The sequence below is a fragment of the Natronorubrum aibiense genome (genome assembly GCF_009392895.1).
In the GTDB taxonomy this organism is placed as follows: Archaea; Halobacteriota; Halobacteria; order Halobacteriales; family Natrialbaceae; genus Natronorubrum; species Natronorubrum aibiense.
In genome coordinates this window covers 2,882,270-2,905,667 of record NZ_CP045488.1, presented here as the reverse complement: position 1 = coordinate 2,905,667, position 23,398 = coordinate 2,882,270, and the positions used below count along the sequence as shown (strand labels likewise).

The following is a 23,398-nucleotide window of genomic DNA, read 5'->3' as shown; positions in this document are numbered from 1 at the left end:
AATAAACGATTTTTCAGCATTGGATGACGGTCTCGGATTCGAGCCTGATGCGCTCCGGGTGTCGACCGTGTTCGGATCTGACAGGACGGGTTAATCGTCGCTGGGGCCGACAGTGGCTTCGGTCCCGGTTTCCGGAGCCGACGAGTCGGGGACGGCATCGAATAGTGGGCTCTGCTCACCGGGGACGAACGTGTTGAGCAGCAGTGCCGACAGCGCGGTGACGATGACCGGCTGGCCGAAGAACGTCTCCGCGGCGTCGGGAAGGCCCGCGAGCGCTTCGGGCGTCGTCGCGATCCCGAGGCCGAGGCCGAGCGAGACGGCGACGACGACCGAGTTCCGACGGTCGAGGTCGGCGTGCGTGATAACCAGTCGGAACCCACTGGCGGCGACCATGCCGGCCATCAGCAACACCGCACCACCGAAGACGGCGCTGGGGATCGTCGTGACGGCAGCACCGACTTTCGGACTCAGTCCGAGCACAGCGAGGAAGACGCCGCCGATGCCGACGACGTGGCGGCTCATCACGCCAGTGAAGTTGACGATGCCGACGTTCTGAGAGAACGACGTGATCGGGAACGCCCCGAAGACGGCGCTGATCGAACTCAGTAGGCCGTCGTTGAACAGCCCGCCGCGGAACTCCTCGTTCGTCGGGTTACGCCCTTCGGCGGCCGTGACACCGGACATGTCGCCGACCGTCTCCATCGCGGAGACGAGAAAGAGGACGGCGAACGTAACGATCGCGATCGGTTCGAACTCGAATCCGAACCGGGTGGGCTCGGGAATAGCGAACCAGGCAGCCTCACCGACGGCCGCGAAGGTCACGATCTCGAGGCCGGTCGTGAACGTGAGTACAACGGCAGCCACGTAGCCGACGACGATACTCATGAGCACGCTCAGGAGTCGGGTCACACCGCGTGTGAGCATGTTGAGGCCGACGGCGATCGCCAGCACGAGCGCGGCCAGCCCGATATGCTGGAGCGCACCGAGTTGGCCCGCCGCTTCCGCCTCGGCGCCGCCGGCGGCGTACTCCATCGCGACGGGCACGAGATAGAGGCCAATGATGACGACGACGAGACCGGTCACCAGCGGCGGGAAGAAGGGTTTGATGCGTTTGAACTGCCAGCCGATGAGTCCCTCGACGACGAACCCGGTGACTAGGATCGCGCCGAACACCGCGGCCAACCCGTAATCGACGCCGATCGAGATCGCTGCCCCCACAAACGTGAAACTCGAGCCCATCACGATCGGCAGTCGTGCACCGACCGGGCCGACCGTGTAGGCCTGGACGATCGTCGCCAGCCCGGAAAACAGCAGCACCATCTGAACGATGTACGCTGTATCGGCGGCACTGAGACCGACGCCACCGGCGACGACGTACGCCACGGCCGTCGCCGGAACGATCATTACCGCAACATGTTGTAATCCCAGAAGGATCGATTTCGGCCACGGCGGCCTGTCGTCGATCTCGTACTCGAGTTGAATGCTCCCGTCCGTATCGTTCGACATGCTATACGCGTCCCGTAACGAGTTGACTTACAAAAAGTCTCGTATATACGCTCATCAGGTGGCCACTTACTGACTATATTGTGCACGTTCATGCGTATATAACCAGTCCGTCGCCCACAGGTCGCTCTCGTGTCTCGATTTCTTGGCTCGCGGTCTCGAAGAAATCGTTCGATCCGGCGGTCGCGTGTCTCGATAGACCCGAAGTGTTCAGTGAACAGTCACTTTGCCGTCTTCGACGGTAATGTCGATCAAGCTGGTCGCCTCGAACTCGGTGTCGTCGAGCGCCGACGGTCCTACCTTCCGCATGACGACGGCGATATCGACGATCTCGGCACCAATGTCGTCCAGCGCCGTACAGATCGCTGCCAGCGTGCCGCCCGTCGAGAGCATGTCGTCGACGATGACGACGCGGTCGCCCTCCTCGATGTCGTTGATGTACATCTCCGATTCCGAGTAGCCCGTCTCCTGGTGCAACGAGACCTCGCCCTCGAGGCCGTACGGTCGCTTGCGGATCACGACCAGTGGGATGTCGGTCTGGAGCGACAGCGCGGTCGCGAGGTGAATGCCCATCGCCTCGGGGGCGACGATCGCGTCGACGTTCAGGTCGATCGTCCGCATGACTTCGACGACGACCTCCCGCAACAGATCGGGGTCGAGTCTCGGAACGCCGTTGCTGATCGGATGTACGAGGTACTCGTAGCCGTCTTTGTCGATAATCGGCGCGTCATCCAGCGATGCGAGGAGTCGTTCCATGGGGACGATTGGAGAAATCGCGGCAAAAACGGTTCGTTCTCGCACTCGTCCGCGTCGGCTCGACAGTGTGGACGCCGATTACAGCGCCACGTCGTCTGGATCGAGCCGACTCGACTCGAGGACGTCGTCGCTCGAGACCGCGTACGCGCCGCGTTCGGCTGCCGATTCGTCCTCGTCGTCGCCAGCGAGAACGATCACGCCCTCCGCGAGCAGCGGTGCAAGGACGCCCGCGATCAGGACGCGCGGGTCCGAGAGTGGTTCGCGAACGACCACGCGATCGCCGGTTTCGAGGCCGTACTCGTCGATCAGTTTGGACGCGGCCTCGAGTGCCGCCCCGTGGGTGACGGTTCGGTCGCCGTCGGCCAACAGCACCGTCTCGGGGTCGATGTCCAGCGGCGGGAACGAGGGATTCTCGCTCCAGACGCCGGCGTCGAAGTGGTGGATGTCGGGCTCGTTCGGTTTCGACCCGTAGCCGACTCGCTGGGCACCCGGCGGCAGGTCGTAGCGACCGGACTCGAGGACCTCGACCGGAGCCACGAGCGCCCGGAAGTCGGCCTCGTCTTCGAGGTCGGTTGGTGGCTCGAATTGCGTGGTCCCCTTGAGCATCGCGGTGCCGAGGAAGGCGAGCAAGGCGAGCGGGTTCTCCCCGACGATGCCCACGGTGACGCCCTTGCGCACGCCGGAGTGTCGCAGGAAGTTCCCCGCTTTCCAGGACGTCGTACACAGCCAGTGGTGATCAAACTCCCGGCCCGTCGCATCGACGAGTGCCGTGCGATCGTCCCGAAGTTCACGCGTGAGTAGCTCGTCGACTGTCACGGCGGTCATACGTGCCACTCCGCACCCGGCCGAAAAAAGCGCGCCGACTCGAGGGCGATTACCTCGTTCACAGGACCCGTCATACGACGGCCCCACGGTGCTCCACGCGTCGTCAGTCGTCCGCAGCCGCCGGCGTCGCGTGGTCGATGTCGGTGCCGAGACACTCGAGGAACTCGGCGAGCCACTCGGGGTGATCCGGCCACGCCTGTCCCGTCACCAGATTCCCGTCGCGTGTCACCTCGCTCGTCCACTCGCCGCCCGCGCCGCGAACGTCGGCCTCGAGCGCCGGATAGCCGGTACAGGTTCGGCCCTCGAGGACGTCCGCCGCAGCGAGGATCTGGACGCCGTGACAGAGCGCGGCGACGGGTTTGTCTTCCTCGAAGAAGTGGCGGGTGAGCTCGAGGATCTCGTCGTACGTCCGAAGGTATTCGGGCGCGCGGCCGCCGGGAACGACCAGCGCGTCGTACTCGGCGGGATCGACGGCGTCGAAGTCGTGGTTCAACTCGAAGTTGTGCCCCGGCTTCTCGGTGTATGTCTGGTCGCCTTCGAAGTCGTGGACGGCCGTCGGACAGGTGTCGCCGGCTTTTTTCTCCGGACAGACGGCGTGGACGTCGTGGCCGACCATCTGGAGTGCCTGAAACGGAACCATCACTTCGTAGTCCTCGACGTAGTCGCCCGCGAGGAGCAGGATCTGTTGTGCTGACATGGGTCTTCCGTCCGACACTACGGTCGCACTGGGTATAACGCCTGTTGACAGGTCTCATGATACGTCCGCTTTCGATCCCGTCCACTCGAGCGAGCTGTCGATCTGGGAGACCCGGTTCACGTAATACCACTGTGAGGAGTCGACGACGGCCCGAAGAACGGCTCGGACGCTGAGGCCGAGATGACTCAGAACGCTCGTTTGATCTTCTCGAAGAATCCCTCTTTGACCTCGATCTCGTCGCCGCCGGCCTCGGCGAAGGCCTCGAGGGCGTCGCGCTGTTCCTCGTTCAGACTCTCGGGTGTGACGAGCTGGACCGTTACGTAGAGGTCGCCGTGGCCGCGACCGCGCAGTCGGGGCATCCCCTTCCCCTCGAGACGGAACGTCTCCCCGCTCTGAGTGCCGTCGGGAATCTCGAACTCGACGGTGCCGTCGAGCGTCGGCACGGAGACGGTGTCGCCGAAGGTGGCTTGGGGGAACGAGATGGCGAGTCGGTGTCGCAGGTCGTCACCCTCGCGTTCGAACGTCTCGTGCTCGCGGATCGAGACGTCGATCAACAGGTCGCCGTGTCGTCCGCCTTCGGGGCTGGGTGCGCCTTCGCCTTCCATCCGGAGCGTCTGTCCGTCCTGAATCCCCGCCGGAACGTCGACGGTCAGCGTGGCCTCGTTGCGAACGTAGCCCTCGCCGCGACACTCGCTGCAGGTCTCGGAGTACAGCGTCCCCTCGCCCTCACAGCGTGGACACGAGGTCGTCTGCTGGACTCGGCCCAGCGGCGTCTGCTGGACCTGCGTCACCTGTCCGCGACCCTGACACTCCGGACAGGTTTCGGCGTCCGCATCCGCCGGATGGCCCGCACCGTCACAGACCTCACACGCCTCGGGACGCTCGACCGTAAACTGCTTTTCGGCCCCCTCGAACGCTTCTTCTAGGTCGATCTCGAGTTCTGTTCGGAGGTCGCGCCCCTTCCGTGGTCGACGCCGACCGCGGCCGCGGCCCCCACCGCCGCCGAAAACCTGCTCGAAGATGTCGCCGAGTCCGCCGCCACCCATGCCGCCACCACTGCCCATCCCACCGAACGGGCCACCGCCCATCCCGCCGGCACCGGCGTCGCTGGCGTCGAAGCCGTGCTTTTCGGCTTGCTCGTAGCGGTCGTGACCCATTCGGTCGTAGGCCTGACGCTTTTCCTCGTCGGTCAGCACCTGCTTTGCCTTCTGGATCTTCTTGAATTTCTCCTCGGCGTCAGGGTCGTCGCTGACGTCCGGATGGTACTCCGTGGCCTTCGTCCGGTACGCCTGTTTGATCTCCTCAGCCGACGCGTCGGAACTCACGCCGAGCACGTCATAGAAGTCCTCGCTCATTCGTTGTCACACCGATACTCGGTTGAGCCACTTGAAACGAACGTTCCGTGTGGACGCCGACGCATCGGTGCCGTTCCGGTTATCTGACACGGAACCGCTTGCCGGGTGCTGTCCACTCGTCGACTACAGTGAACACTCGGCCTGTGGGTTTAGGGTCGGGGACTCGAGTCGCAAAAATTCGAACGACAACGGCGAGATATGAGGTCGTCTTTGTCCACTTCGAAAAGTTCGCTTGGCTCACTTTTCGAAACTACGGAAGGTTCACTTCGTTCACCTTCCGAGCCAACGAAGACTCGTTACTCGTCGTCTTCATCGACGTCTTCGAAGTCCGCGTCAACGAACTCCTCGCCCTCGTCGCCTGCTGCGCCGCCTGGACCTGGGTTTGGACCGCCACCCATGCCGCCCATACCGGCACCCGCGCCTGCGGCACCGCCAGCGCCTGCAGCACCAGCCTGTTGCTGGTAGATCTGCTTGCCGATCTCTTGGAGTTCTTTGCTCAGGCTCTCGGTCGCGGCTTCGATGTCTTCGGCGTCCGCATCGCCGTCGTCGATCGTTTCCTCGAGTTCCTCGACGGCTGCCTCGATGTCACCACGCAGGTCGTCGTCGACTTCCTCTTCGTTCTCCTCGAGCAGCGTCTCAGCGCGCTGGATCGTCGCTTCGGCCGTGTTGCGGGCCTCGATGCGCTCGCGCTTCTGTTTGTCCTCTTCGGCGTGTTTTTCGGCTTCGGCCTGCATCTCCTCGATCTCGGAGTCGGAGAGACCGGCGCCACCCTCGATGGTGATCTCCTCGCTTGCACCGGTACCCTTGTCCTCTGCACTCACGTTGACGATGCCGTTCTCGTCGATGGAGAACGTGACCTCGATCTGCGGGGTGCCCGCCGGCGCTGGCGGGATGTCGGTCAGGTGGAACTCGCCGAGCATCTCGTTTTTCTGTGCGAGTTCGCGCTCGCCCTGGAAGACGCGGACCTGCACGGAGGTCTGGTTGTCCGCCGCGGTCGTGAAGATCTTCGACTCCTCGGTCGGAATCGTCGTGTTCTTCTCGATGAGCCGCTCGAAGAGGCCACCTTTGACCTCGATACCCAGCGATAGCGGCGTGACGTCGAGCAGGACGATGTCGTCGACCTCGCCGCCGAGGACTCCTCCCTGAATCGCCGCGCCCAGCGAGACGGCCTCGTCGGGGTTGACGTTCTTCTGGGGCTCTTTGCCCGTCAACTCTTCGACCTTTTCGGCGACCTGTGGCATCCGGGTCGAACCTCCGACCAGCAGCACTTCGTCGATGTCGTCTTTGCTGTAGCCGGCGTCCTCGAGTGCTTGCTCGGTCGGCTCGACGGTGCGGTCGATCAGATCCTGCGTGAGGGATTCGAACTTCGCTCGCGTGAGCGACTCCTCTAAGTGGATCGGGCCGTCGTCGGTTGCCGTGATGAAGGGCAGGTTGATCTCGGTTTCTTTGCGCGAGGAGAGTTCGATCTTGGCCTCTTCGGCGGCGTCTTTGAGCCGCTGGAGGGCCTGTCGGTCCTCGCGGAGGTCCATGCCGTGTTCGGCCTCGAACTCCTCTGCGAGCCAGTCGATGATCGCCTCGTCCCAGTCGTCGCCACCGAGGTCGTTGTCACCGTTGGTGGCAACGACTTCGTAGACGCCGCCGCCGAGGTCGAGAATCGAGACGTCGAAGGTACCGCCACCGAGGTCGTAGACGAGCACGGTCTGGTCGGAGTCGTCGTCGAGGCCGTAGGCCATCGACGCGGCGGTTGGCTCGTTGATGATGCGCTCGACCTCGAAGCCGGCGATCTCGCCGGCGTCTTTGGTCGCTTGGCGCTGTCGGTCCGAGAAGTACGCGGGGACGGTGATGACGGCCTTCTCTACCTCGTCACCGAGATACTCCTCGGCGTCGCGTTTGATTTTCTGGAGGATCATCGCCGAGATCTGCTCGGGCGTATACTCCTCGTCGTCGATCTCGACGGTGTAGTCGTCCTCGCCGATGTGGCGTTTGATCGAGGCGATCGTCTTTTCGGGGTTCTGAATCGCCTGATTCTTCGCCGGCTTCCCGACGAGTCGCTCGTCGTCATCGGTAAACGCGACGACGGAGGGTGTCGTCCGCTCACCTTCCGCGTTGACGATGATCTCCGGATCGCCACCTTCCATCACCGCGAACGCGCTGTTCGTCGTCCCAAGGTCAATTCCGAGAATTTTGTTGCTCGCCATCGTGGGGGGCTATTGTGCGCACTTTGTTTTAAAGCTTACTAGGGCGTCTCGAGAGTCGAATAAAATGACCCGAAACGGCTAGCGACGTCACTCTCGAGTGGGTGAAACAGGTAAATTCAAATCGAGTGAAAGTCGGGTCTGAACTGTCAGCCGACGGTAGCGTCCGTCACTCAGCCGTTTCTTCAGTCTCGGCCTCGTCGCCGGCGCCGTCATCGTCGCTGTCGGCTGCCGTTGCCGAGTCGTCTTCGTCCGCGTCGCCCTCGAGTTCACCGTTCGAGACCGTCACCTGCGCGTTCTGGATGACCTTCTCGCCCATCTCGTAGCCGGGCGTGTAGACGTCGGCGATGGTCCCTTCGGGCAGCGCGCTGTCGACGCGCATCATGACTTCGTGGCGCTGTGGGTCGCTCTCGGTGCCCGGTTCGGGATCGATCTCCGAGACGTTCTCGTCCTCGAGCACGCGGTCGAACTCGCGAAGGGTCATCTCGACGCCATCACGGAGGCTGTCGGCGTCGCCGCTTTCCTCCTCTAGGGCGCGTTTCATGTTGTCGCGGACGCCGAGCAGTCGTTCGACGAGGTCCTCGGTGGCGCGGTCTTTGATCTGCTGTTGGCGCTTTTTGGCGCGTTTCTTGTAGTTCTGGAAGTCGGCCTGCTTGCGCTTGAGCCGACTCTTGAGATCGTCGACTTCGGCTTCGGCTGCCTCGAGGTCATCTTGCAACTCCCCGATGGTTTCGGCCTGTTCCTCCACGCGCTCGGTGAGGTCCTCGAGTTCCGCGCGCTGGTCGGCGACGGTGGCGTTTACGTCTCGAGCCTCCTCGACGATGGCGTTGACCTGTCGAGCGAGGTCGTCGTCGTACTCGCTAATTTCGTCCAGGAGTTCCTGGACGTCGGCACTCGTCTCCGGGGCGATGGCCGCGTCGGCCGCAGCCGTCGAGTCGGCTGCCGTCTCCGCTTGTGGCTCGTCCTTGGCCGCGGTGTCCGTCTCGGGCGAGTCGGTGTCGGCAGTCGCATCGTCCGTGCCGGTCGCGTCGGACTCGACGTCGGCCGTCTCGCCGTCGTCGGATTGCTCCTCGGACGGGACACCCTGGGCCGTCGCGTTCGTGCCCTCGTCTTCGCTCATGTGCCAGTCAACGAACAGCGGTAATAAAAGGGTTGAGGTACGGTTTGCCGGCCACCCATCGCCGCCCGGTGACGACCTCGAGTCATTCGTTCGAGCCGGCGGTCCCATCCGTTTTGACCGGGGGGCGATGAGACGTGCTCGCCGCTCGAGCGGGCGCGAGACATCAGACAGTATTTGTCGTTCCCGGCCGGACCATCGGCCGTGACGCGGCCCCAAGACGACGCCACGGGTTCGGAACCGACGCTCCGATACGAAGACGGCACCGTCCGAATCGACGGCCTCGAGGCGAATGCGTCGGCTGCCATCCGCGAGTCGGTTCCCGACCTCGAGCGCGACTCCCGAACCGGTGGCTGGCGGATACCCGCATTTCGCTACGCTGCTTTACGACGCGCGCTGGCCGGCACCATCGGGTCCGCCTTCGACGACCGCGTCCTCGGTCTCGAGTCGCTGCCAGCGCTCGAGTCGGCGTACGAACTCCGCGAGTACCAACAGGAGGCTCTCGAGGCGTGGCTCGAGACGGATCGCTGGGACGACAGCGACGGGTTCGACTCGCTCGCGCGGGCACCGGCAGGCGTCCTCGAACTTCCAACGGGCAGCGGGAAGACCGTCATCGCCCTGAAAGCGATCGAACGGCTCTCGGTGCCGACGCTCGTGGTCGTCCCAACGATCGATCTGCTCGAGCAGTGGCAACGGGAACTCGAGCGGGAGTTCGACTGCGATATCGGGCGGTTCGGTGGCGGCGAGCAGCGGTTCGGCCCGATCACGGTCTCGACGTACGACTCGGCGTATTTGAAAGCCGACTCCGTGGGCGATCGCTTCGGCTTCGTCGTCTTCGACGAAGTCCACCATCTCGGGGGCGAGGGGTATCGCGAGATCGCACGCCTGCTCGCTGCCCCCGCACGGCTGGGGCTCACTGCCACCTTCGAACGCCCCGACGACGCACACGAGGTGATCGAGAACGTCGTCGGCCCGCTAGTCTCCTGCGTCGACGTCGACGAACTGGCCGGCGACCACCTCGCGGCCTACGACCTCAAGCGACTCGAGGTGTCGCTCACACCCGCGGAACGTGAAGAGTACGAACGCAAGCAGGCGGTCTTCACGAACTACCTCGCGCGCTCGAACATCCGGATGCGAAGCGGCTCGGACTATCAGGAACTCGTCAAGCGATCCGGAAACGACCCCGAAGCACGAAAAGCGCTCCTCGCGCGCCAGCGCGCACGCGAGATCATGCTCGGCAGTGAGGCCAAACTCGAGGCCCTCGCCGACATCCTCGACGATCACCGCGAGGAGCGAACGATCGTCTTTACGGCCCACAACGACCTCGCCTACGACGTCAGCGAACGGTTTCTGATCCCGACGATCACCCACCAGACCGCCGCTGGGGAGCGTCGCGAGATCATAGAGCGGTTCCGCGAGGGGACCTACACGCGCATCGCGACCTCGAACGTCTTAGACGAGGGCGTCGACGTCCCCGACGCGTCGGTCGCGGTGGTGCTCTCGGGCAGCGGGAGCGAACGGGAGTTCGTTCAGCGACTCGGACGGATTCTCCGACCGAGTGGCGACGGCACGCGAGCCGTCCTCTACGAGATCGTCTCCGCGGAAACGGGCGAAGAACGGATCGCGGATCGGCGTCGGCGCTGACAGCGCTGGGTTCTGTCACTCGAGGGCGGGCACCACGGCCTCGCCGAACGCCTCGATGAACGCTGCCTGATTCGTGGTGACGTTGTGGATGAACACTTTGTCGACACCGAGCTCGAGGTCCGACTCGAGCCACTCGACGTGGTCGTCGAGCTCCCCAGAAACGCGGACGTTCTCCGCGACCTCCTCGGCGGTGCCGTCTCGGGCCGGGTGTACAGTTGGGCCTGCTCAACGTCGATACGGCCGTGGTGGGTCACCTCCTCCCCGTTCCACAGTCGCCGCATGATCTCGGCGCACTCCTCGAGGCGTGCGTTCCGTTCGCGTTTGACGGGCCAGTCGGTGTCCGTGGTGCCTTCGTTGAGGAGTTGGCCACTGCCGACGGCGAACCAGAACCGTTCGGGATACATCTCGCGAAGTGTCGCCGCACTCTGTGCGATGATCGCGGGATGGTAGCGATAACCGGGTGCGTTGACCGTCCCGAAGGTCAGCTCGGTCGCTTCCAGCGCCGCGCCGAGTCACGACCAGACGAATCCGGATTCGCCCTGCCGCTCGCTCCAGGGATGGAAGTGGTCGGAGGCGAGGGCGTGGTCGAACCCCTGCTCGTCCGCGAGTTGGACGTACTCCAAGAGCGCACTCGGCGCGAACTGCTCGTGGGAGGCGTGGTAGCCGAGGTCAGTCACGGATCGCCCATCCCCCGTGATGGCGGTGACAATCGCGTTCGTGATCGCTCAACACGGTCACGGCGTCCACGAAAGCCGACTTAGTTCTACGGCGTGACTGTGCTACTCCATCGTCGGTCGACCCGACCGAACTCAGCGACGCCGGTCTCGCAGTGGCGCTCCATCTCAACGCGTTCTCGTCAGGCGGTGGCGTGTGGGTTCCACTCCCCGCCGAGTGCCGACCGCGTGGTAGTCTCGAAGGCACCTCCTTCGAACCGTGTGACCCGCCCGGTTTCCTCGCTCAGCGTCAGCGTCGACACGACGCTCGGTCGCCGTGAGGTGTCGAGGGCGCTCATGTGGCGCGACCCCATCCAGTCTTCGTACTCTGGCGCTGCCGACTCGCTCTCCTCGAGATCTTCCGGTCTGGGGTCGGTGAACCGAACCATCTGCGGTTGGATGACGCCGTCGACACCGACGACGACCGCGCCGTCCCGGCTCAAGGCGACCTCTCGCGCCGTTTCGAAGAGACTCTCACCGTTTCGACGGATGCTCCGACAGCGGTCCGTCGGCCACCGGTTTCGCCCCATCGGATCGGCAAATGACGCGATCGACGGCCCCGTCACCACGGCGACGTACAGTCCCGGGCCCTTGATGTACTGCTCGTCCCAGCGATCGAAACTCAGGCTGATCGACTCGAGCGTATCGTGGAGTCGGTCGATCAGCGCTCGCACCTCGTCGTGTGTTTCGTAGGCGATCCGGAGGGCCGACTCGTCCATACGACACGGTCATCGTCCGAGACCGTAATCCCGTCGGCCAATCTGACAGTCTCGTGGTTCACCTGCCCGTTCGTCCGGCCACGGCAACGAGGTATCCTTTTGCCCCTTCCGCGTCGAGTGCTCGCCATGCTGACGAAGGACCTGCTGCGCGTCTCGAGGGCCGGTGGCGGCTACCACCCCCAGTTCGCTGGCCGGGAACACCGGCCGCTGGCTGCCCGCGTGATCGGCACGTATCAGGGCCACGTCGGCGAGCCGCGAGCGGCGCTCGAGGACGTGCTCGCCGACCTCGAGGCCGACGCCCCGGACTTCAAACTCGTCCGCGGGTTCGCTGCGCTGCTCGAGCGCGAGGCGACGTTCGAAACGGACGCCGAAATCGAGCCCGAACGCGCCCGCCGGGCTGCCTTCGAGGCCGCCGAGGCCGTCGATGTCGTCAGCGAGGACGACCGGACGATGGCGCTCGTCCGGGCCGGCGAGTCGCTGTCGTGCTCTGCAGATGCCATCGAGCGAGCGCTCTATGCCGACCTCGAGGAGCGACAGGTGCTCACCGCGTTCGACCCGCGGTGGGGCCCCGACGAGCTTCTCGCCCAGTACAATCTGTCGCTCGCACAGACAGCGCTGTTCGACGCGACCGAACTGCGGGCTCGCTCGAGCGATCCGAAGGCGCTGATCTCGGCGATCAAACGCCTCCGGCTGATGTACGAGATTCGCCGCCTCGAAGACGAAGACGCGGGCGAACACACCGGAATCGCCGAACGAGAGGTGATCGTCACCGGCCCCACCCACCTCTTCCGGGCGACCCGTCGGTACGGCACCCGTTTCGCGCGACTCCTTCGGACGGTGACGAACGCCGACGAGTGGTCGCTGGAGGCGACGATCGACGACCGCGGCACCGAACGCACGCTCTCGCTCACCCACGCCGACCCCGTCCGCGCTCCCGACGCCGATCCCGTCGCGGATGTCTCGTTCGACAGCGGCGTTGAGGCCGACTTTGCCGCCCGCTTTTCGAATCTAGATCTCGAGTGGGACCTCGTACGCGAACCCGAACCCCTCGCGACGGGCACGCGAGTGATGATCCCCGATTTCGCGTTCGACTACCAGCACAGTGACTTCCGCGTCTACTTCGAGATTATGGGTTTCTGGACCCCCGAGTACGTCGAGAAGAAACTCGCCCAACTCGCCGACCTCGAGGACGTCGAACTGATCGTCGCCGTCGACGAGTCGCTGGGCGTCGGCGCGGAGATCGCCGCCCGCGACTTCCGGGCGATCCCCTACTCCGGGACGGTTCGGCTGAAAGCCGTCGCCGACGTACTCGGGGAGTACGAGCGCCAACTCGTCGCCGAGAGCGCGGCCACGCTGCCCGACGACCTGCAACCGGACGACGACGTCGTCTCGATCGAGTCGCTGGCCGAGCGCCACGGCGTCAGCGAAGACGCCCTCGCAGACGTCTCGTTTCCCGACCACGAGCAGGTCGGACGGACGCTTGTTCGGCCAGCGGTACTCGAGTCACTCGCCGCCGACCTCGAGGCCGGGATGGCGCTTTCGGAGGCCGAGGAAGTCCTTGAGGACGTTGGCATTGGGGACTCGAGTGCGACCCTCGCCGAACTGGGCTATCGCGTCGAGTGGGAGGGGCTGGCCGGCGGGACGATCCGTGAGCGATAGTGATTCGACTGTTCTCGTGTCGGCACGAACGGCAGGAAAAAAGCGGCGACGATGATATTCGAGCAGCGGCAGTTCAGATGTCTCGCTGGCGCCCCTTCGGCACCATCGAGCGCAGTTCACCGTGGACGTACAGACCGATCCCGAGCGGCTTGAGGTCGCCTGCAAGCTCGTGCGCAGCGATGAGGTATCCCCAGTCACCGTCCCACCACTCGAGATCCTGATCCTCGCCGGCTGCGAACGCTCGCGCCTGCTCGCGGTCGAGTTCGATCACGCAGTCGGTGGCGTACTGGCCGAAGCGCTGGGCGAAGTCCGTCGTCGGCTTCCAGTGTTCCTGTCGCGTTCGGAGGCAGGTCATTCCGATCGCTTCGATCTCGATCGGCGTCGGTGCCTCGCCCGCGTAGATCCAGATCTTGCCGGCCCCTTTCTCCCAGAACGTGTAGTCCGCGAACGTCTCGGACGCGATCCCGAACCGGTCCTCGAAGTAGTCGATCACTTCCTCGCGGCTGGCTCGGCCCTCGACGGATCGCTCCGCTGCCGTCGCGGGGAGTCGGTCGAATCGCTGCCCGTCGTTGTCGCTCATTCGGCGGTCACCTCCAACTTCGCAACGAAGAAGCCGCCGGTGTCGTTCTGGTGGGGGTAGATTCTAGCGGCGCGCTCGAGACTCGAGTCGAACGTCTCGCCGTCCCACTCGGACAGTCCCGGTGAGTGCTCGAGGCCAAGGTCGAAGTCGACGACGCGACAGGACTCGGTGTCCAGTGCGTGCTGGACGACGGCCTCGTTCTCCTCGGGCGCGAACGTACACGTCGAGTAGACGACGGTGCCACCCTCGCGTGTGGCTTGGACAGCCCGCCGGAGGATTCCTTTCTGGATGCCCGAGACGGAGCTGATGTGGCCTTCGTTCCAGTTGTCGAGCGCATCGGGATTCTTCCGGATCGTCCCCTCGCAGGAACAGGGGGCGTCGACGAGCGCTCGATCGAACTCGTCGAAGGAAAAACGCTTGAGCGAGTAGGTTCGGGCGTCAGCGTTGGTCACGGCGAGACTCGTCGCGCCGAGGCGCTCGGCGTTGAACCGCAGCGCCGAGATCCGGCCGAGGTTGTTGTCGTTTGCGACGACGGTCCCGCGGTCGTCCATCAGCGCGGCGAACTGGGTCGCTTTCCCGCCCGGTGCGGCACAGCTATCCCAGACACGGTCACCGGGCTGGGGGTCAAGGACGACCGGCGGGACCGCCGACACCTCCTCTTGCCCGTGGGTAAGGCCGTGAAACGACGTCCACGTCGAGCCCGGTGAGTCCGTCTCGAGGCGCAATACGCGCGGGTTCCAGTCGGCCTGTTCGTAGGCGACACCGTTCTCATCGAGAGCCTCGAGCGTTCGCTCGACGGACCCTTTGATCGTGTTGATGCGGACGGCGTTGCCGAGCGGTCGCTCGCAGGCGGCGAGAAACGCGTCGAAATCGTCGATAATTGATCGATACCGCTCGAATGGCTCCATTGGATCGAGATTCGCGCGCCCGTCGTTTGTGGGTTTCGAAGGCAAGCGGACCGGCTCGGTCGCGCCGACCGACGTATCGTCGTCTACTGCCCCGTGGCACCGTCTTTATGCGGGCTGCGTTCGAATCTCTCTACATGACTGGCCTTTGCACACAGGGACCCGAACCGGACCTCGAGGAGCCGACGCTCGTCGAAGGCTTCCCCGGCGTGGGACTCGTCGGCAAGATTGCGACCGACTACCTCATCGACCAACTCGAGATGCGCTACTACGCGAGCGTCGACTGCGAGGGACTGCCTCGAATCGGCGTCTACCGCAGCGGTGACCGAACCGCTCGCCCGCCGGTTCGCCTCTACGTCAGCGACGAACGCGACCTGCTAGCCCTCCAGAGTGACGTGCCGATCGTCGCCGCCGCAGTCAACAACGTCGCCGACTGCGTGACACAGTGGGTCGTCGATCACGACGCGACGCCGCTCTATCTCAGCGGCCTCCCCGCGGAGCGCGAGACGAAACCGGATCTCTACGGGATCGCGACCGGCTCCGTCGGCGAGACGCTCGCGACCCATGGCATCTCTCCGCCGCCCGAAGACGGCGTCATCACCGGCCCGACCGGGGCGTTGATCAACCGTGCAGCCCACCGCGAACACGACAGCTACGGCATCGTCGTCGAGTGCAGTCCCCAGTTTCCCGATCCCGAAGCCGCGAGCGTGCTCCTAGAGGAGGCCGTCGCCCCGATCGCCGACATCTCGATCGACACGGACGAGCTCCTCGAGCGAGACGCGGAGATCAAAGAACAACGCGAGCAGTTCGCCCAGCAGATGCGGGCGATCGCCCAAGAGGAGAGTTCGCAGGCTCAGCCGTTGCGGATGTATCAGTAGCAGATCCGTTTTCGAAACCGAGTGACCCCTCAGCCGCGAAACGGCGGCACGAGATCCAGCGCTGCCCCGGCCACGAGCAGGCTGGCAGCGACGAACGCGGCGCTGAGTGGCAGCGACGAACCGACGACGAATCCGCGGACGCCGACGAACAGGAACACGAGCGCGAAGCCGAGCAGCGCGACGGTGCCGACTGCGTCGAAAATCGCGTCCCGAACGACTGCGTATTCGGTCTCGTCACTCGGTTCGGAGGTCAGTCCAGTGTCCGTATCCATCTTCTCCGCCATCGTTACTTGTATCTGTCAACTGGTCTTCGATAATCGTTCCGGTCGTCCTCGCCGCTCGAGGGTCCCGGCTACTGCTTGCCGACGTCGCCACCGATCGACTCGAGCGTCTGGGCCGTCGGGAGCCGCCAGCCGTAGGTGACGGCAACCAGTCGCGTTCCGACCGTGACGGCCGCACACATCGCCGCGGCGGTGCTGCCGGTCGCACTGAGCGTCCCGACCAGCCAGTAGGTGGCAGCTCCCAACACCGCACAGCTCGCGTAGAAGTCCTCGAACAGGATGAACGGCGCGCGGTCCAGTAGCACGTCCGCGAGTGCGCCGCCGCCGACGGCGTTGATCGTCCCAATCGCGACGACGCCAAAGCCCGACACGCCGGTTTCGGTCGCGACGATGGCACCAGCCGTCGTGAACGCGGCGAGGCCGACGGCGTCGGAAACCAGCGTGATCGGGTGATCGTCCGGCGACTCGAGGGCGTGGTAGAGGCCGATCGCCAGACTAATGCCGAGCACGCCGAGGCTGATCTCACCCAGCGATCGAAGCGCCAGCGGGAGCCGGTTGACGAGCAGGTCCCGCGTGATGCCGCCCGCAAACGCCGTCGCTAGTCCGACGACGGCGATCCCGAACAGGTCGAACTCCTCCCGAATCGCCTTGGTCGCACCGACGAGCGCGAACGCGACCAGCCCGATCGTGTTCATCACGACGAACGGATCGGCTAACAGAACGCCAACGAAGTCTCGGGCCACTGGGTTACTGAAAGGCAGCGAGCATCTTGAGCCCTGCGCATCGGTCTTTCGACGAACCGCCACCTGGAGGACGCCCCCGAAGCTGACCGCAACCCAAACCCATTTTCCCACGCTGGCGCATTACTCGCGTATGGGATCAGAATCGGCCGATACTGTTGCTCCAGAAACGTGTCCAACCGCAAACGGAATGCCGATGCTCGGCCTCGGCACCTGGCAGAACGAAGACCCCGAGCAGTGTGCCGAAAGCGTTCGGACGGCCCTCGAAACGGGATATCGACACATCGACACCGCCCAGATCTACGAGAACGAAGCCGCCGTCGGCGAGGGGATCGCCGCCGCCGACGTCGACCGCAACGACATCTTCCTCGCGACCAAGATCTGGATCTCGAACCTCGAGTCCGAGGATGTCCTCGAGACGGCTCGCGAGAGCCTCGACCGACTCGGCGTCGAGTACGTCGACCTGCTGTACGTCCACTGGCCGGCCCGAACGTACGACCCCGAGGACACCCTCGAAGCCTTCTCCCAGCTGTACGAGGAGGGCCTGATCGAGAACGTCGGCGTGAGCAACTTCCAGCCCGAGCAACTCGAGGAAGCCATCGAAACCTGCGACGTCCCGATTCTGGCGAATCAGGTCGAACTACACCCGATGTTGCCCCAGGAGGTGCTTCAAGAGACGTGTGAACAGCACGACGTCGAACTGGTTGCCTACTCCCCGCTGGCTCGTGGCGATGTGTTCGACCAGTCCGAGATACAGGAGATCGCGGAGAAACACGATGCAAGCGAGGCACAGGTCAGCCTCGCCTGGCTCCGTGAGAAGGGTATTACCGCGATTCCGAAAGCGACCAGCGAGGCACACATTCAGGACAACTGGGCGTCACTGGCACTCGAGCTAGACGAGGAAGACGTCGAAGCGATCGACAGCATCGGAGCGCGGAGTCGGAAAGTCGATCCCGACTTCGCGCCGTGGAACTGATGCAAGCGCTCAATAGCTGGCAGCAGCGACGGTTCGTGACACCGAACTTACCTATTTAAACTCCAGAAAAGCAGGAACGTTTACGGTACGCCGGCTTTTTGGCTCGCGTATGTCCACCCGCTCACGACAACGTGGCGGCGGTGGGGTCGTCGGGGCGATCAAGACCGACGTCCGACGGCTACACGGTGCCTGGATGGAACTCGTCTTTCCACGCCAGCGTGGCCGCGGCCACTCCGTCATGGGAAAATGGAAACCCGAGACGCTCCCTCAGCGAATCGGCTACCGAGGATGGAGCATTCTCGGACTGCTCGGCTTGCTGATCCTGTACCCACTGACCGTTATCGGCTTTGGCACCCGCTACTACGCGGCGAAACTCGACTCGACGCGAACGCGGCTCGGCATCGTCGGCGTCACGGGCATCGCCTTGCTCGGCTGGGGCCTGTTGACGCTCGCTTGGGGGGCGATGTCCTACATGGAACAGGTCGATATTCCGTTCGACGCGGTGTTGGCCGTCGCCGCAGCCAGCGGCGTCGCGACGGTGTCGACCGCACTCGCCGCCACGTGCTCGAAGGTCGGCGGCCGGTGGCTCACGGTCGTCCTCGCCTACCCCTTCGCGATGACGGCGCTGTTCTTGCCGCCCGTCGTCGCCGCACTTGTCACACCGTCGCTCGAGGGTGTCGTCTTGGAACCCAGCTACGACTTCGCCGTCTGGGTGCTCGACAACGTCCTCTTCGTCGGCGGCATCAACGAATATCTCCGCGAGAACTTCCAACTCGAGGGGGCAGCCTACGCGGCGATGTGGACCGGCATCTCGTTCCCGCTCGGCTGGTTCCTCGTCATCGTCACCGCGCTGGCGAATCTGGTCCGACCGGCGCAATAATTTCTCGTTTTCCCCGCTCTCGACTCGTCGATGTGTACGGACTGCCGATTCCCGTCAGCATTAGGTGTCCGATTCCCAACGACCACGTATGGAATTCAACCTCCCGACGACAGCAGGCGTGTTTCTCGTCGTAATCGCTATCGGCGTCGGCGGCTTGATCGCTGCCCCCATGATGACGATGAATACTGTGTTGATGATGGTCGCGCCGTCGATGATCGTCTTCGGATTGCTCATGCTCGCGATCGGCGTCAAACACGGCGAGTACCGCGCACAGCACTGATCGGCGACAGGGAGCCGCCACTCTCAGCATCGACCCGAATCGAACGCCGCCGGCGCTTCTTCGAGTACTCGCATTGCGAGCCAACAGTTCGTCAGCGGGTGGTAGCCCGGTTCGACCGCCGGGCCGTGGTTCGGGCCGTCCCGCTCGTGCGTGCGCGTGAGTCGTTCGTACCAGTTTCCGTATCGCGGATTGATCAGGTGGTCTCGAGCGTGCTCCCAGAGTCGGTCGTACCACTCGAGGTAGTCGTCGTCGGTCCGACTCAACAGCGCGCTCGCGCCGATCGCTTCGGTGTGGACCCAGCCGTATTTGTCGGCGACGATCGGCTCACCGTCCGCGTCGACCGTGTAGTAGAGACCGCCGTACTCGTCGTCCCAGCCGAGGTCGACGGCGGCGTCGAACAGTTCGCGCGCCCGCTCGAGCAGCCACGGTTCCGACCGATGGTCGGCAAGCAGCGCCAGCAGCTTCGCCCACTCGGCGTGGTGGCCGGGCTGGTAGCCCGGCGGACGGAACTGGTGGCGCGGGCTGTCTTCGTTGTACGACAGGTCGGGCTCCCAGTCGGCCGTATAGTGTTCCCACAGGAGCCCGTCGGTGGCCTGTGTCACGTCTCTCGTGAATCGGTTCGCGACCGTGTACGCCCGCTCGAGAAACCGTGGTTCGCCCGTGGCTTCGGACGCCGCGAGCAGCGCCTCGCAGACGTGCATGTTCGCGTTCTGGCCGCGATACGCCGCGAGGTCCCACTCGGATGAGGCCTGATCGGCGTAGAGTTCGTACTCGGAATCCCAGAATCGATCCTCGAGGACGCGGTCGGCGCGCTCGAGTTCGCCTCGAGCCCCGGGAATTCCCGCCTGCAGCGCCCGCGCAGCGGCGAGCAAGACGAACGCGTGACCGTAGCAGTACCGCGTCCGGTCAGTCGGGGTCCGGCCCTCGAGGAGCCAGTCGTACCCCTGCCGGTCGTCGTCCCAGTGGGCCGACGAGAGAAACTGCAGGCCGTGTTCGGCGGCGTAGCGACACCAGTGGGGACCGTCGGCGAGTACGCCTAAACTGAAGTTGTGGACGCCCCGCGCCGTCGCGACGAGGTGTCTGGTCTGCGTATCGTAGACGTGACCGTCACGCTCGTCGAGTTGAGCGACGTAGCCGCCGACGGCCGTGTCGAGACAGTCCGGGTAGTAGAAGTTCAGCACGTCCCTGAACTGGTGGCGAAGCCCGGCCCGTGTTCGATAGATGTTCACTCGTATCTGTGTTCGATCACTCAGAGACACATAGTACTGCGGGAGTTGCACCAGACAAAATGAAGCGAGAGCCGAAACCTATCGCTAGTCGAGTTCGAGACGAGGCTGTCGAGCTTACATGTAACCGAGGTCGCGCAGGCGCTCCATCAGGTCCTCTTTGTCCTGGGCGCGGCCTGCACGCTCGGTCGTTCCCTCGAGGTCCTGCAGCCAGGCAGGGTCCTCGTCGCTCTTTTCGGTGCTGATCTCGCTGCCGAGCGAGCGGAAGCCGGCGAAGTATTTGGGCGAGACGGGGATGTCGTCCTGCGTCAGGTCGTTCGGCAGGTCGGTGTCGCTCTGTGGGACGTAGCCGTCGTCGGGGAACTCGGCGACGGTATCCGGCACCACGAAGTTCCAGAACGCCTCCCAGACGCCGGGTTCGTCGAACTGCAGAATGGGTTGGACGCGGTCGTGGGGCGGGTAGATGTCAGGGTCGTGGCGTGGTGAGAAGAACGTCTCGTCGGCCCGGGCTTCCTGTTCGTCCCAGCGGACGCCGGAGATAACGCCGTCGACGCCGTACTCCTCGAGCGCGTTGTTCAGCGCGACCGTCTTCAGCAGGTGGTTGCCCACGTAGGTGTCGAGCAGGAACGGGAACGTGTCTTCCTCGTACTCGAGGATGTTCTCGACGTGGTGTTGGTTGTGTTCGGAGAGCTCCGAAATCTCGATGTCGTCGCCGGGCTCGAGGCCGTGTTCGTCGACGTACTCGCCGATGTCCTCGTTGCGTGCGTAGATGACCTCGAGATCCCACTCGTCGGCCCAGTGGTCGACGAAGTCGTGGATCTCGTCGAAGTGCTGGTAGTGGTCGATGAAGATCGCCGGCGGTACCTCGAGATCGTAGCGGTCAGCGACCTCCTTGACGAAGTACAGGACGAGCGTCGAGTCCTTTCCGCCGGTCCACATCACGGCCGGGTTCTCGTACTGCTCGAGACCTTCGCGGGTGACTTCGATCGCCTTCTCGATTCGGTCCTGGATGTGGGGATAGTCCGCAGGCGTTTCGCCTGTACCGTCGTCGTAATCGACGTCGACGTAGTCGGGGAAGTTCGCTGTCATAGAGTGTAATTAGATATAATTACCAGGGTTAAACGCTTTTTGGGACCGGAAACGTCTGTCGCAAGCTGCGACGACGACTTGACGCTACCGCTCGGTTACACCCGTTGAGAAGTGCCGAACGACCGTTCGAACTCGATGCTTGGCCTCGCTCTCAACGACATCCTGTGGTTGGTCGGCTGTCTCAGCGGGTCGTCTCCAGTTCCAGCCAGCCAGCGACTCGTTCCCACCACGGTCGCGCAGACGACTGGCTGTCTGTCGTGTCGACTCGCCGTTGCCATTGAGACGGGCGAACGTTGCCGGGACCTGAACGGAGCGGCGCCGTGTTTCGTCGGCGTCCGAACTATGGGGCCTCGTGGGCTCGTCCAGCACAGCTGCTCATAGTGGCAGGGTCTCGAAGAATCACCGTCGACCGACAGCTCGATTCGGTGTCGTGGTTACTCGTCTTCTTCGACGACTTCCGGATCGCTCATCGCGCTCTGGAGGCTGTCGAGACCGTTGATCCACTCGGTGACGAGCCCGTACTCGAGGTCTTCGGCGACGGAGATGTCGAGTTCCTCGCCGTCGATGATGAGCGTGCCCGCCTGTGCGGCGTAGCCGAGTGCGGCGTCGAGGTCCTCTTCGGCTTCGGCGTCGGCCGCAGCGCCGAGATAGTCGCCGACGCTGCCTTCGTCTGCGGGGCCACCGGCGATGAACTCCTCGGCGGCGAAAAAGACGCAGACGAGACTCGTCTGGACGCCGTCGACGAGGATCAGTTTCTCCTCGTCCTCGATGTCGACCTCGCTGAGGACGATCTCGCGAACGTCGTTGATCTCCTCGAGCGCTTCCTCCTGGCCGATGTCCCCGTCGTCGTAGGCGGCGACGATCTTCGCGATCGCGATCGCCGTGTCGTCCTGCAGGTTCAACAGGAGACGGGCCGAGTCTTCGTCTTCCGGATCGAGGTCTTCGTCTTTGATGCGGTCGATCCAGTTCTGCCAGCGTTCCTCCGAGTAGAACTCGGTCGGTGGATTGCTCATACAGACACCTACACCGGCCGCTTGAAATGCCTTTCTCTACTGTGCGTCGATCCGAACGAATCCGTATCGTCCGTTTTAGGGCCGCTCGAGGGTGTCTTCCGTATCGATGCCGTAGACGTGCGCGGGCGTTTCGACGTGGGCGTTTCGGACGGCATCTTCGTGGCCGTTCTCGAGTAACCACTGCACTCGCCGCGGCACCGTTTTCGGTCCTAACACGGCTCCCGGGCGGTCCGGGTCGTCGATGTAGTCGGTCTCCATCAAAAAGGGCTCGCCGCGCTCGGCGGCCGTCTCGAGTTCGTCCTTGTCACAGATCACGCTCGGAATCGGCCCCTCGAGTCGCCCGCCCGCGTAGTGTTTGACGACCTTGTGCGCCGGGAGGCCGACGTCTTCGGCCCAGTCCGTGACCTCGGTCATGTCCTCGCTTCCCTCGGCGTGAAGTTGGACGGCACACTCGAGGTCGCTCGCGCGCTCGAACGCGTGGCGCATGACGGCGTTCGAGGCCGCCCAGACGGCGTCGTCGACCTCGTAGTGGGGTCGTCCGGATTTCAGCGCCAGCGCCTCGCCTGTGTCGACGTACTCGGCCGCGACGTCGATCCCGGCCTGCATCAGGTCACGCGCCTCGGCGGGACTGAAGTCGCGGTCGTCGACCAGCCGCGAGATCAGCCCCGGATGCACGCCGAGGACGGGCCAGGCGCGCCCCTCGAGTTCGCTCGAGGCGTCTTCGACGACCTCGATGGTGCGCTCGAAGACGGCGCGGAAGTCCTCGCCAGTCTCGGCTTCGACGCCGAGATGCCACGAGGGTTTGTTCACCACGAGCAGGTGGGTGCCGCCGACGCGGGCGAAATCCCGAACGGCGTCGATACCGCGATGGTGGTCCGGATCGAGGTGGAGGTGGTTGTCGAGCACCGGCATCTCGTCGATCATGGCCGGTACTGTGGCTGCCGCGGGTGAAAAGTCACCGACTTTGGACGCCTCGGCTGTGGGACGAGTGTGACTGCAAGCCTGCTTTTCGGTGCCCTCAAGTGCTGTCGTTTCAGCTGTGTCTTCGCTCGAGATGTGTGTTCACTACAGGTGCGAAGTGACCGCTGGGCATCCGACAGGTACGGATGGTGTTCGGAGCCTCGTGCAAGAGACCCGTCTGTAGTTATCAGATGTTAGTCGACAATATCAGATTACTCAGAAGAGATTTATGACAGACTATCGTTTTTTCATATGTGATGGAGTCGACAGTCCCACTCATGCTGGCTATTGTCGGTGTTGTAACAATCGCTCTTGCTGTTGTCTTTGGTTGGATTTGGTACGGTTGACCAAGCGGATAAATGGAGCCTCTGTGTCTCGTCCGCCGTTATTGACAAGTATTGATGGTT

22 protein-coding genes and 1 pseudogene are annotated in these 23,398 nt (G+C 64.0%); 6 read left to right on the top strand and 17 right to left on the bottom strand.

Annotation, left to right across the window (positions count from 1 at the left end):
* Positions 1-90 precede the first annotated feature (90 nt).
* The 7 genes from GCU68_RS14330 to grpE all read right to left on the bottom strand — a co-directional run bounded on the left by GCU68_RS14330 (position 91) and on the right by grpE (position 8,451).
* Positions 91-1,506, bottom strand: a complete 1,416-nt coding sequence (locus GCU68_RS14330; RefSeq protein WP_152942719.1) for a uracil-xanthine permease family protein — start codon at positions 1,504-1,506, stop codon at positions 91-93.
* Between the two features lie 207 nt (positions 1,507-1,713).
* Entirely contained in the window at positions 1,714-2,259 is a 546-nt protein-coding gene (hpt, locus tag GCU68_RS14325) for a hypoxanthine/guanine phosphoribosyltransferase (protein WP_152942717.1), read from the bottom strand.
* A 78-nt stretch (positions 2,260-2,337) separates the two neighbouring features.
* Positions 2,338-3,084, bottom strand: coding sequence for a hypothetical protein (locus tag GCU68_RS14320; RefSeq protein WP_152942715.1), 747 nt, complete (start codon positions 3,082-3,084; stop codon positions 2,338-2,340).
* A 103-nt stretch (positions 3,085-3,187) separates the two neighbouring features.
* Positions 3,188-3,781 carry a DJ-1/PfpI family protein gene (locus tag GCU68_RS14315; protein WP_152942713.1) on the bottom strand — a complete coding sequence of 198 codons (594 nt, stop codon included), beginning with the start codon at positions 3,779-3,781 and terminating at the stop codon, positions 3,188-3,190.
* Between the two features lie 185 nt (positions 3,782-3,966).
* Positions 3,967-5,136 carry a molecular chaperone DnaJ gene (gene dnaJ, locus GCU68_RS14310; protein ID WP_152942711.1) on the bottom strand — a complete coding sequence of 390 codons (1,170 nt, stop codon included), beginning with the start codon at positions 5,134-5,136 and terminating at the stop codon, positions 3,967-3,969.
* Between the two features lie 296 nt (positions 5,137-5,432).
* Positions 5,433-7,334 carry a molecular chaperone DnaK gene (dnaK, locus tag GCU68_RS14305; RefSeq protein ID WP_152942709.1) on the bottom strand — a complete coding sequence of 634 codons (1,902 nt, stop codon included), beginning with the start codon at positions 7,332-7,334 and terminating at the stop codon, positions 5,433-5,435.
* Positions 7,335-7,500: 166 nt separating this feature from the next.
* Positions 7,501-8,451, bottom strand: coding sequence for a nucleotide exchange factor GrpE (gene grpE / locus GCU68_RS14300; RefSeq protein WP_152942707.1), 951 nt, complete (start codon positions 8,449-8,451; stop codon positions 7,501-7,503).
* A 201-nt stretch (positions 8,452-8,652) separates the two neighbouring features.
* Between grpE and GCU68_RS14295 the strand changes: the two genes are divergently transcribed.
* On the top strand, positions 8,653-10,092 hold the full coding sequence (locus GCU68_RS14295; protein WP_152942705.1) for a DEAD/DEAH box helicase family protein: 1,440 nt from the start codon (positions 8,653-8,655) through the stop codon (positions 10,090-10,092).
* 15 nt (positions 10,093-10,107) lie between these two features.
* Here GCU68_RS14295 and GCU68_RS14290 read toward each other — a convergent pair.
* Positions 10,108-10,769: pseudogene (locus GCU68_RS14290) on the bottom strand (LLM class flavin-dependent oxidoreductase).
* A 179-nt stretch (positions 10,770-10,948) separates the two neighbouring features.
* Positions 10,949-11,524, bottom strand: a complete 576-nt coding sequence (locus GCU68_RS14285) for a diadenylate cyclase (protein ID WP_152942703.1) — start codon at positions 11,522-11,524, stop codon at positions 10,949-10,951.
* A gap of 126 nt (positions 11,525-11,650) precedes the next feature.
* Between GCU68_RS14285 and GCU68_RS14280 the strand changes: the two genes are divergently transcribed.
* Positions 11,651-13,183, top strand: coding sequence for a DUF790 family protein (locus tag GCU68_RS14280; RefSeq protein WP_152942701.1), 1,533 nt, complete (start codon positions 11,651-11,653; stop codon positions 13,181-13,183).
* Positions 13,184-13,256: 73 nt separating this feature from the next.
* On the opposite strand, the gene GCU68_RS14275 is transcribed toward GCU68_RS14280, so the two are convergent.
* Positions 13,257-13,763 carry a DUF7122 family protein gene (locus GCU68_RS14275; protein WP_152942699.1) on the bottom strand — a complete coding sequence of 169 codons (507 nt, stop codon included), beginning with the start codon at positions 13,761-13,763 and terminating at the stop codon, positions 13,257-13,259.
* Positions 13,760-14,671, bottom strand: coding sequence for an RsmB/NOP family class I SAM-dependent RNA methyltransferase (locus GCU68_RS14270; protein WP_152942697.1), 912 nt, complete (start codon positions 14,669-14,671; stop codon positions 13,760-13,762). The genes GCU68_RS14275 and GCU68_RS14270 overlap by 4 nt, the downstream gene beginning before the upstream one ends.
* 134 nt (positions 14,672-14,805) lie before the next feature.
* On the opposite strand from GCU68_RS14270, the gene GCU68_RS14265 reads away from it, so the two are divergent.
* Entirely contained in the window at positions 14,806-15,546 is a 741-nt protein-coding gene (locus GCU68_RS14265; RefSeq protein WP_152942696.1) for a proteasome assembly chaperone family protein, read from the top strand.
* 29 nt (positions 15,547-15,575) lie between these two features.
* Here the strand turns inward: GCU68_RS14265 and GCU68_RS14260 are convergent, their stop codons facing one another.
* Positions 15,576-15,830 carry a hypothetical protein gene (locus tag GCU68_RS14260; protein WP_227014867.1) on the bottom strand — a complete coding sequence of 85 codons (255 nt, stop codon included), beginning with the start codon at positions 15,828-15,830 and terminating at the stop codon, positions 15,576-15,578.
* A 68-nt stretch (positions 15,831-15,898) separates the two neighbouring features.
* Complete coding sequence (locus GCU68_RS14255; protein WP_394352486.1) at positions 15,899-16,522, bottom strand: trimeric intracellular cation channel family protein; 624 nt, start codon at positions 16,520-16,522, stop codon at positions 15,899-15,901.
* A 178-nt stretch (positions 16,523-16,700) separates the two neighbouring features.
* Here GCU68_RS14255 and GCU68_RS14250 point away from each other — a divergent pair, with 178 nt between their 5' ends.
* From GCU68_RS14250 to GCU68_RS14240, 3 genes are all read left to right on the top strand, one after another.
* Positions 16,701-17,543 carry an aldo/keto reductase gene (locus tag GCU68_RS14250; RefSeq protein WP_152942693.1) on the top strand — a complete coding sequence of 281 codons (843 nt, stop codon included), beginning with the start codon at positions 16,701-16,703 and terminating at the stop codon, positions 17,541-17,543.
* A gap of 109 nt (positions 17,544-17,652) precedes the next feature.
* A complete protein-coding gene (locus GCU68_RS14245) occupies positions 17,653-18,423 on the top strand; it encodes a hypothetical protein (protein ID WP_152942691.1) in 771 nt (256 codons plus the stop codon).
* 88 nt (positions 18,424-18,511) lie between these two features.
* Entirely contained in the window at positions 18,512-18,703 is a 192-nt protein-coding gene (locus tag GCU68_RS14240) for a DUF7333 family protein (protein WP_152942689.1), read from the top strand.
* A 23-nt stretch (positions 18,704-18,726) separates the two neighbouring features.
* Here GCU68_RS14240 and GCU68_RS14235 read toward each other — a convergent pair whose 3' ends face one another.
* The 4 genes from GCU68_RS14235 to GCU68_RS14220 all read right to left on the bottom strand — a co-directional run bounded on the left by GCU68_RS14235 (position 18,727) and on the right by GCU68_RS14220 (position 22,955).
* Positions 18,727-19,932: an AGE family epimerase/isomerase gene (locus GCU68_RS14235; protein WP_152942687.1), complete on the bottom strand. Its 1,206-nt coding sequence runs from the start codon at positions 19,930-19,932 to the stop codon at positions 18,727-18,729.
* A 114-nt stretch (positions 19,933-20,046) separates the two neighbouring features.
* A complete protein-coding gene (locus GCU68_RS14230) occupies positions 20,047-21,018 on the bottom strand; it encodes a phosphoadenosine phosphosulfate reductase family protein (protein ID WP_152942685.1) in 972 nt (323 codons plus the stop codon).
* A 434-nt stretch (positions 21,019-21,452) separates the two neighbouring features.
* Entirely contained in the window at positions 21,453-22,031 is a 579-nt protein-coding gene (locus GCU68_RS14225) for a DUF2150 family protein (RefSeq protein ID WP_152942683.1), read from the bottom strand.
* Positions 22,032-22,106: 75 nt separating this feature from the next.
* Positions 22,107-22,955, bottom strand: a complete 849-nt coding sequence (locus tag GCU68_RS14220; protein WP_152942681.1) for a TatD family hydrolase — start codon at positions 22,953-22,955, stop codon at positions 22,107-22,109.
* Positions 22,956-23,398 lie beyond the last annotated feature (443 nt).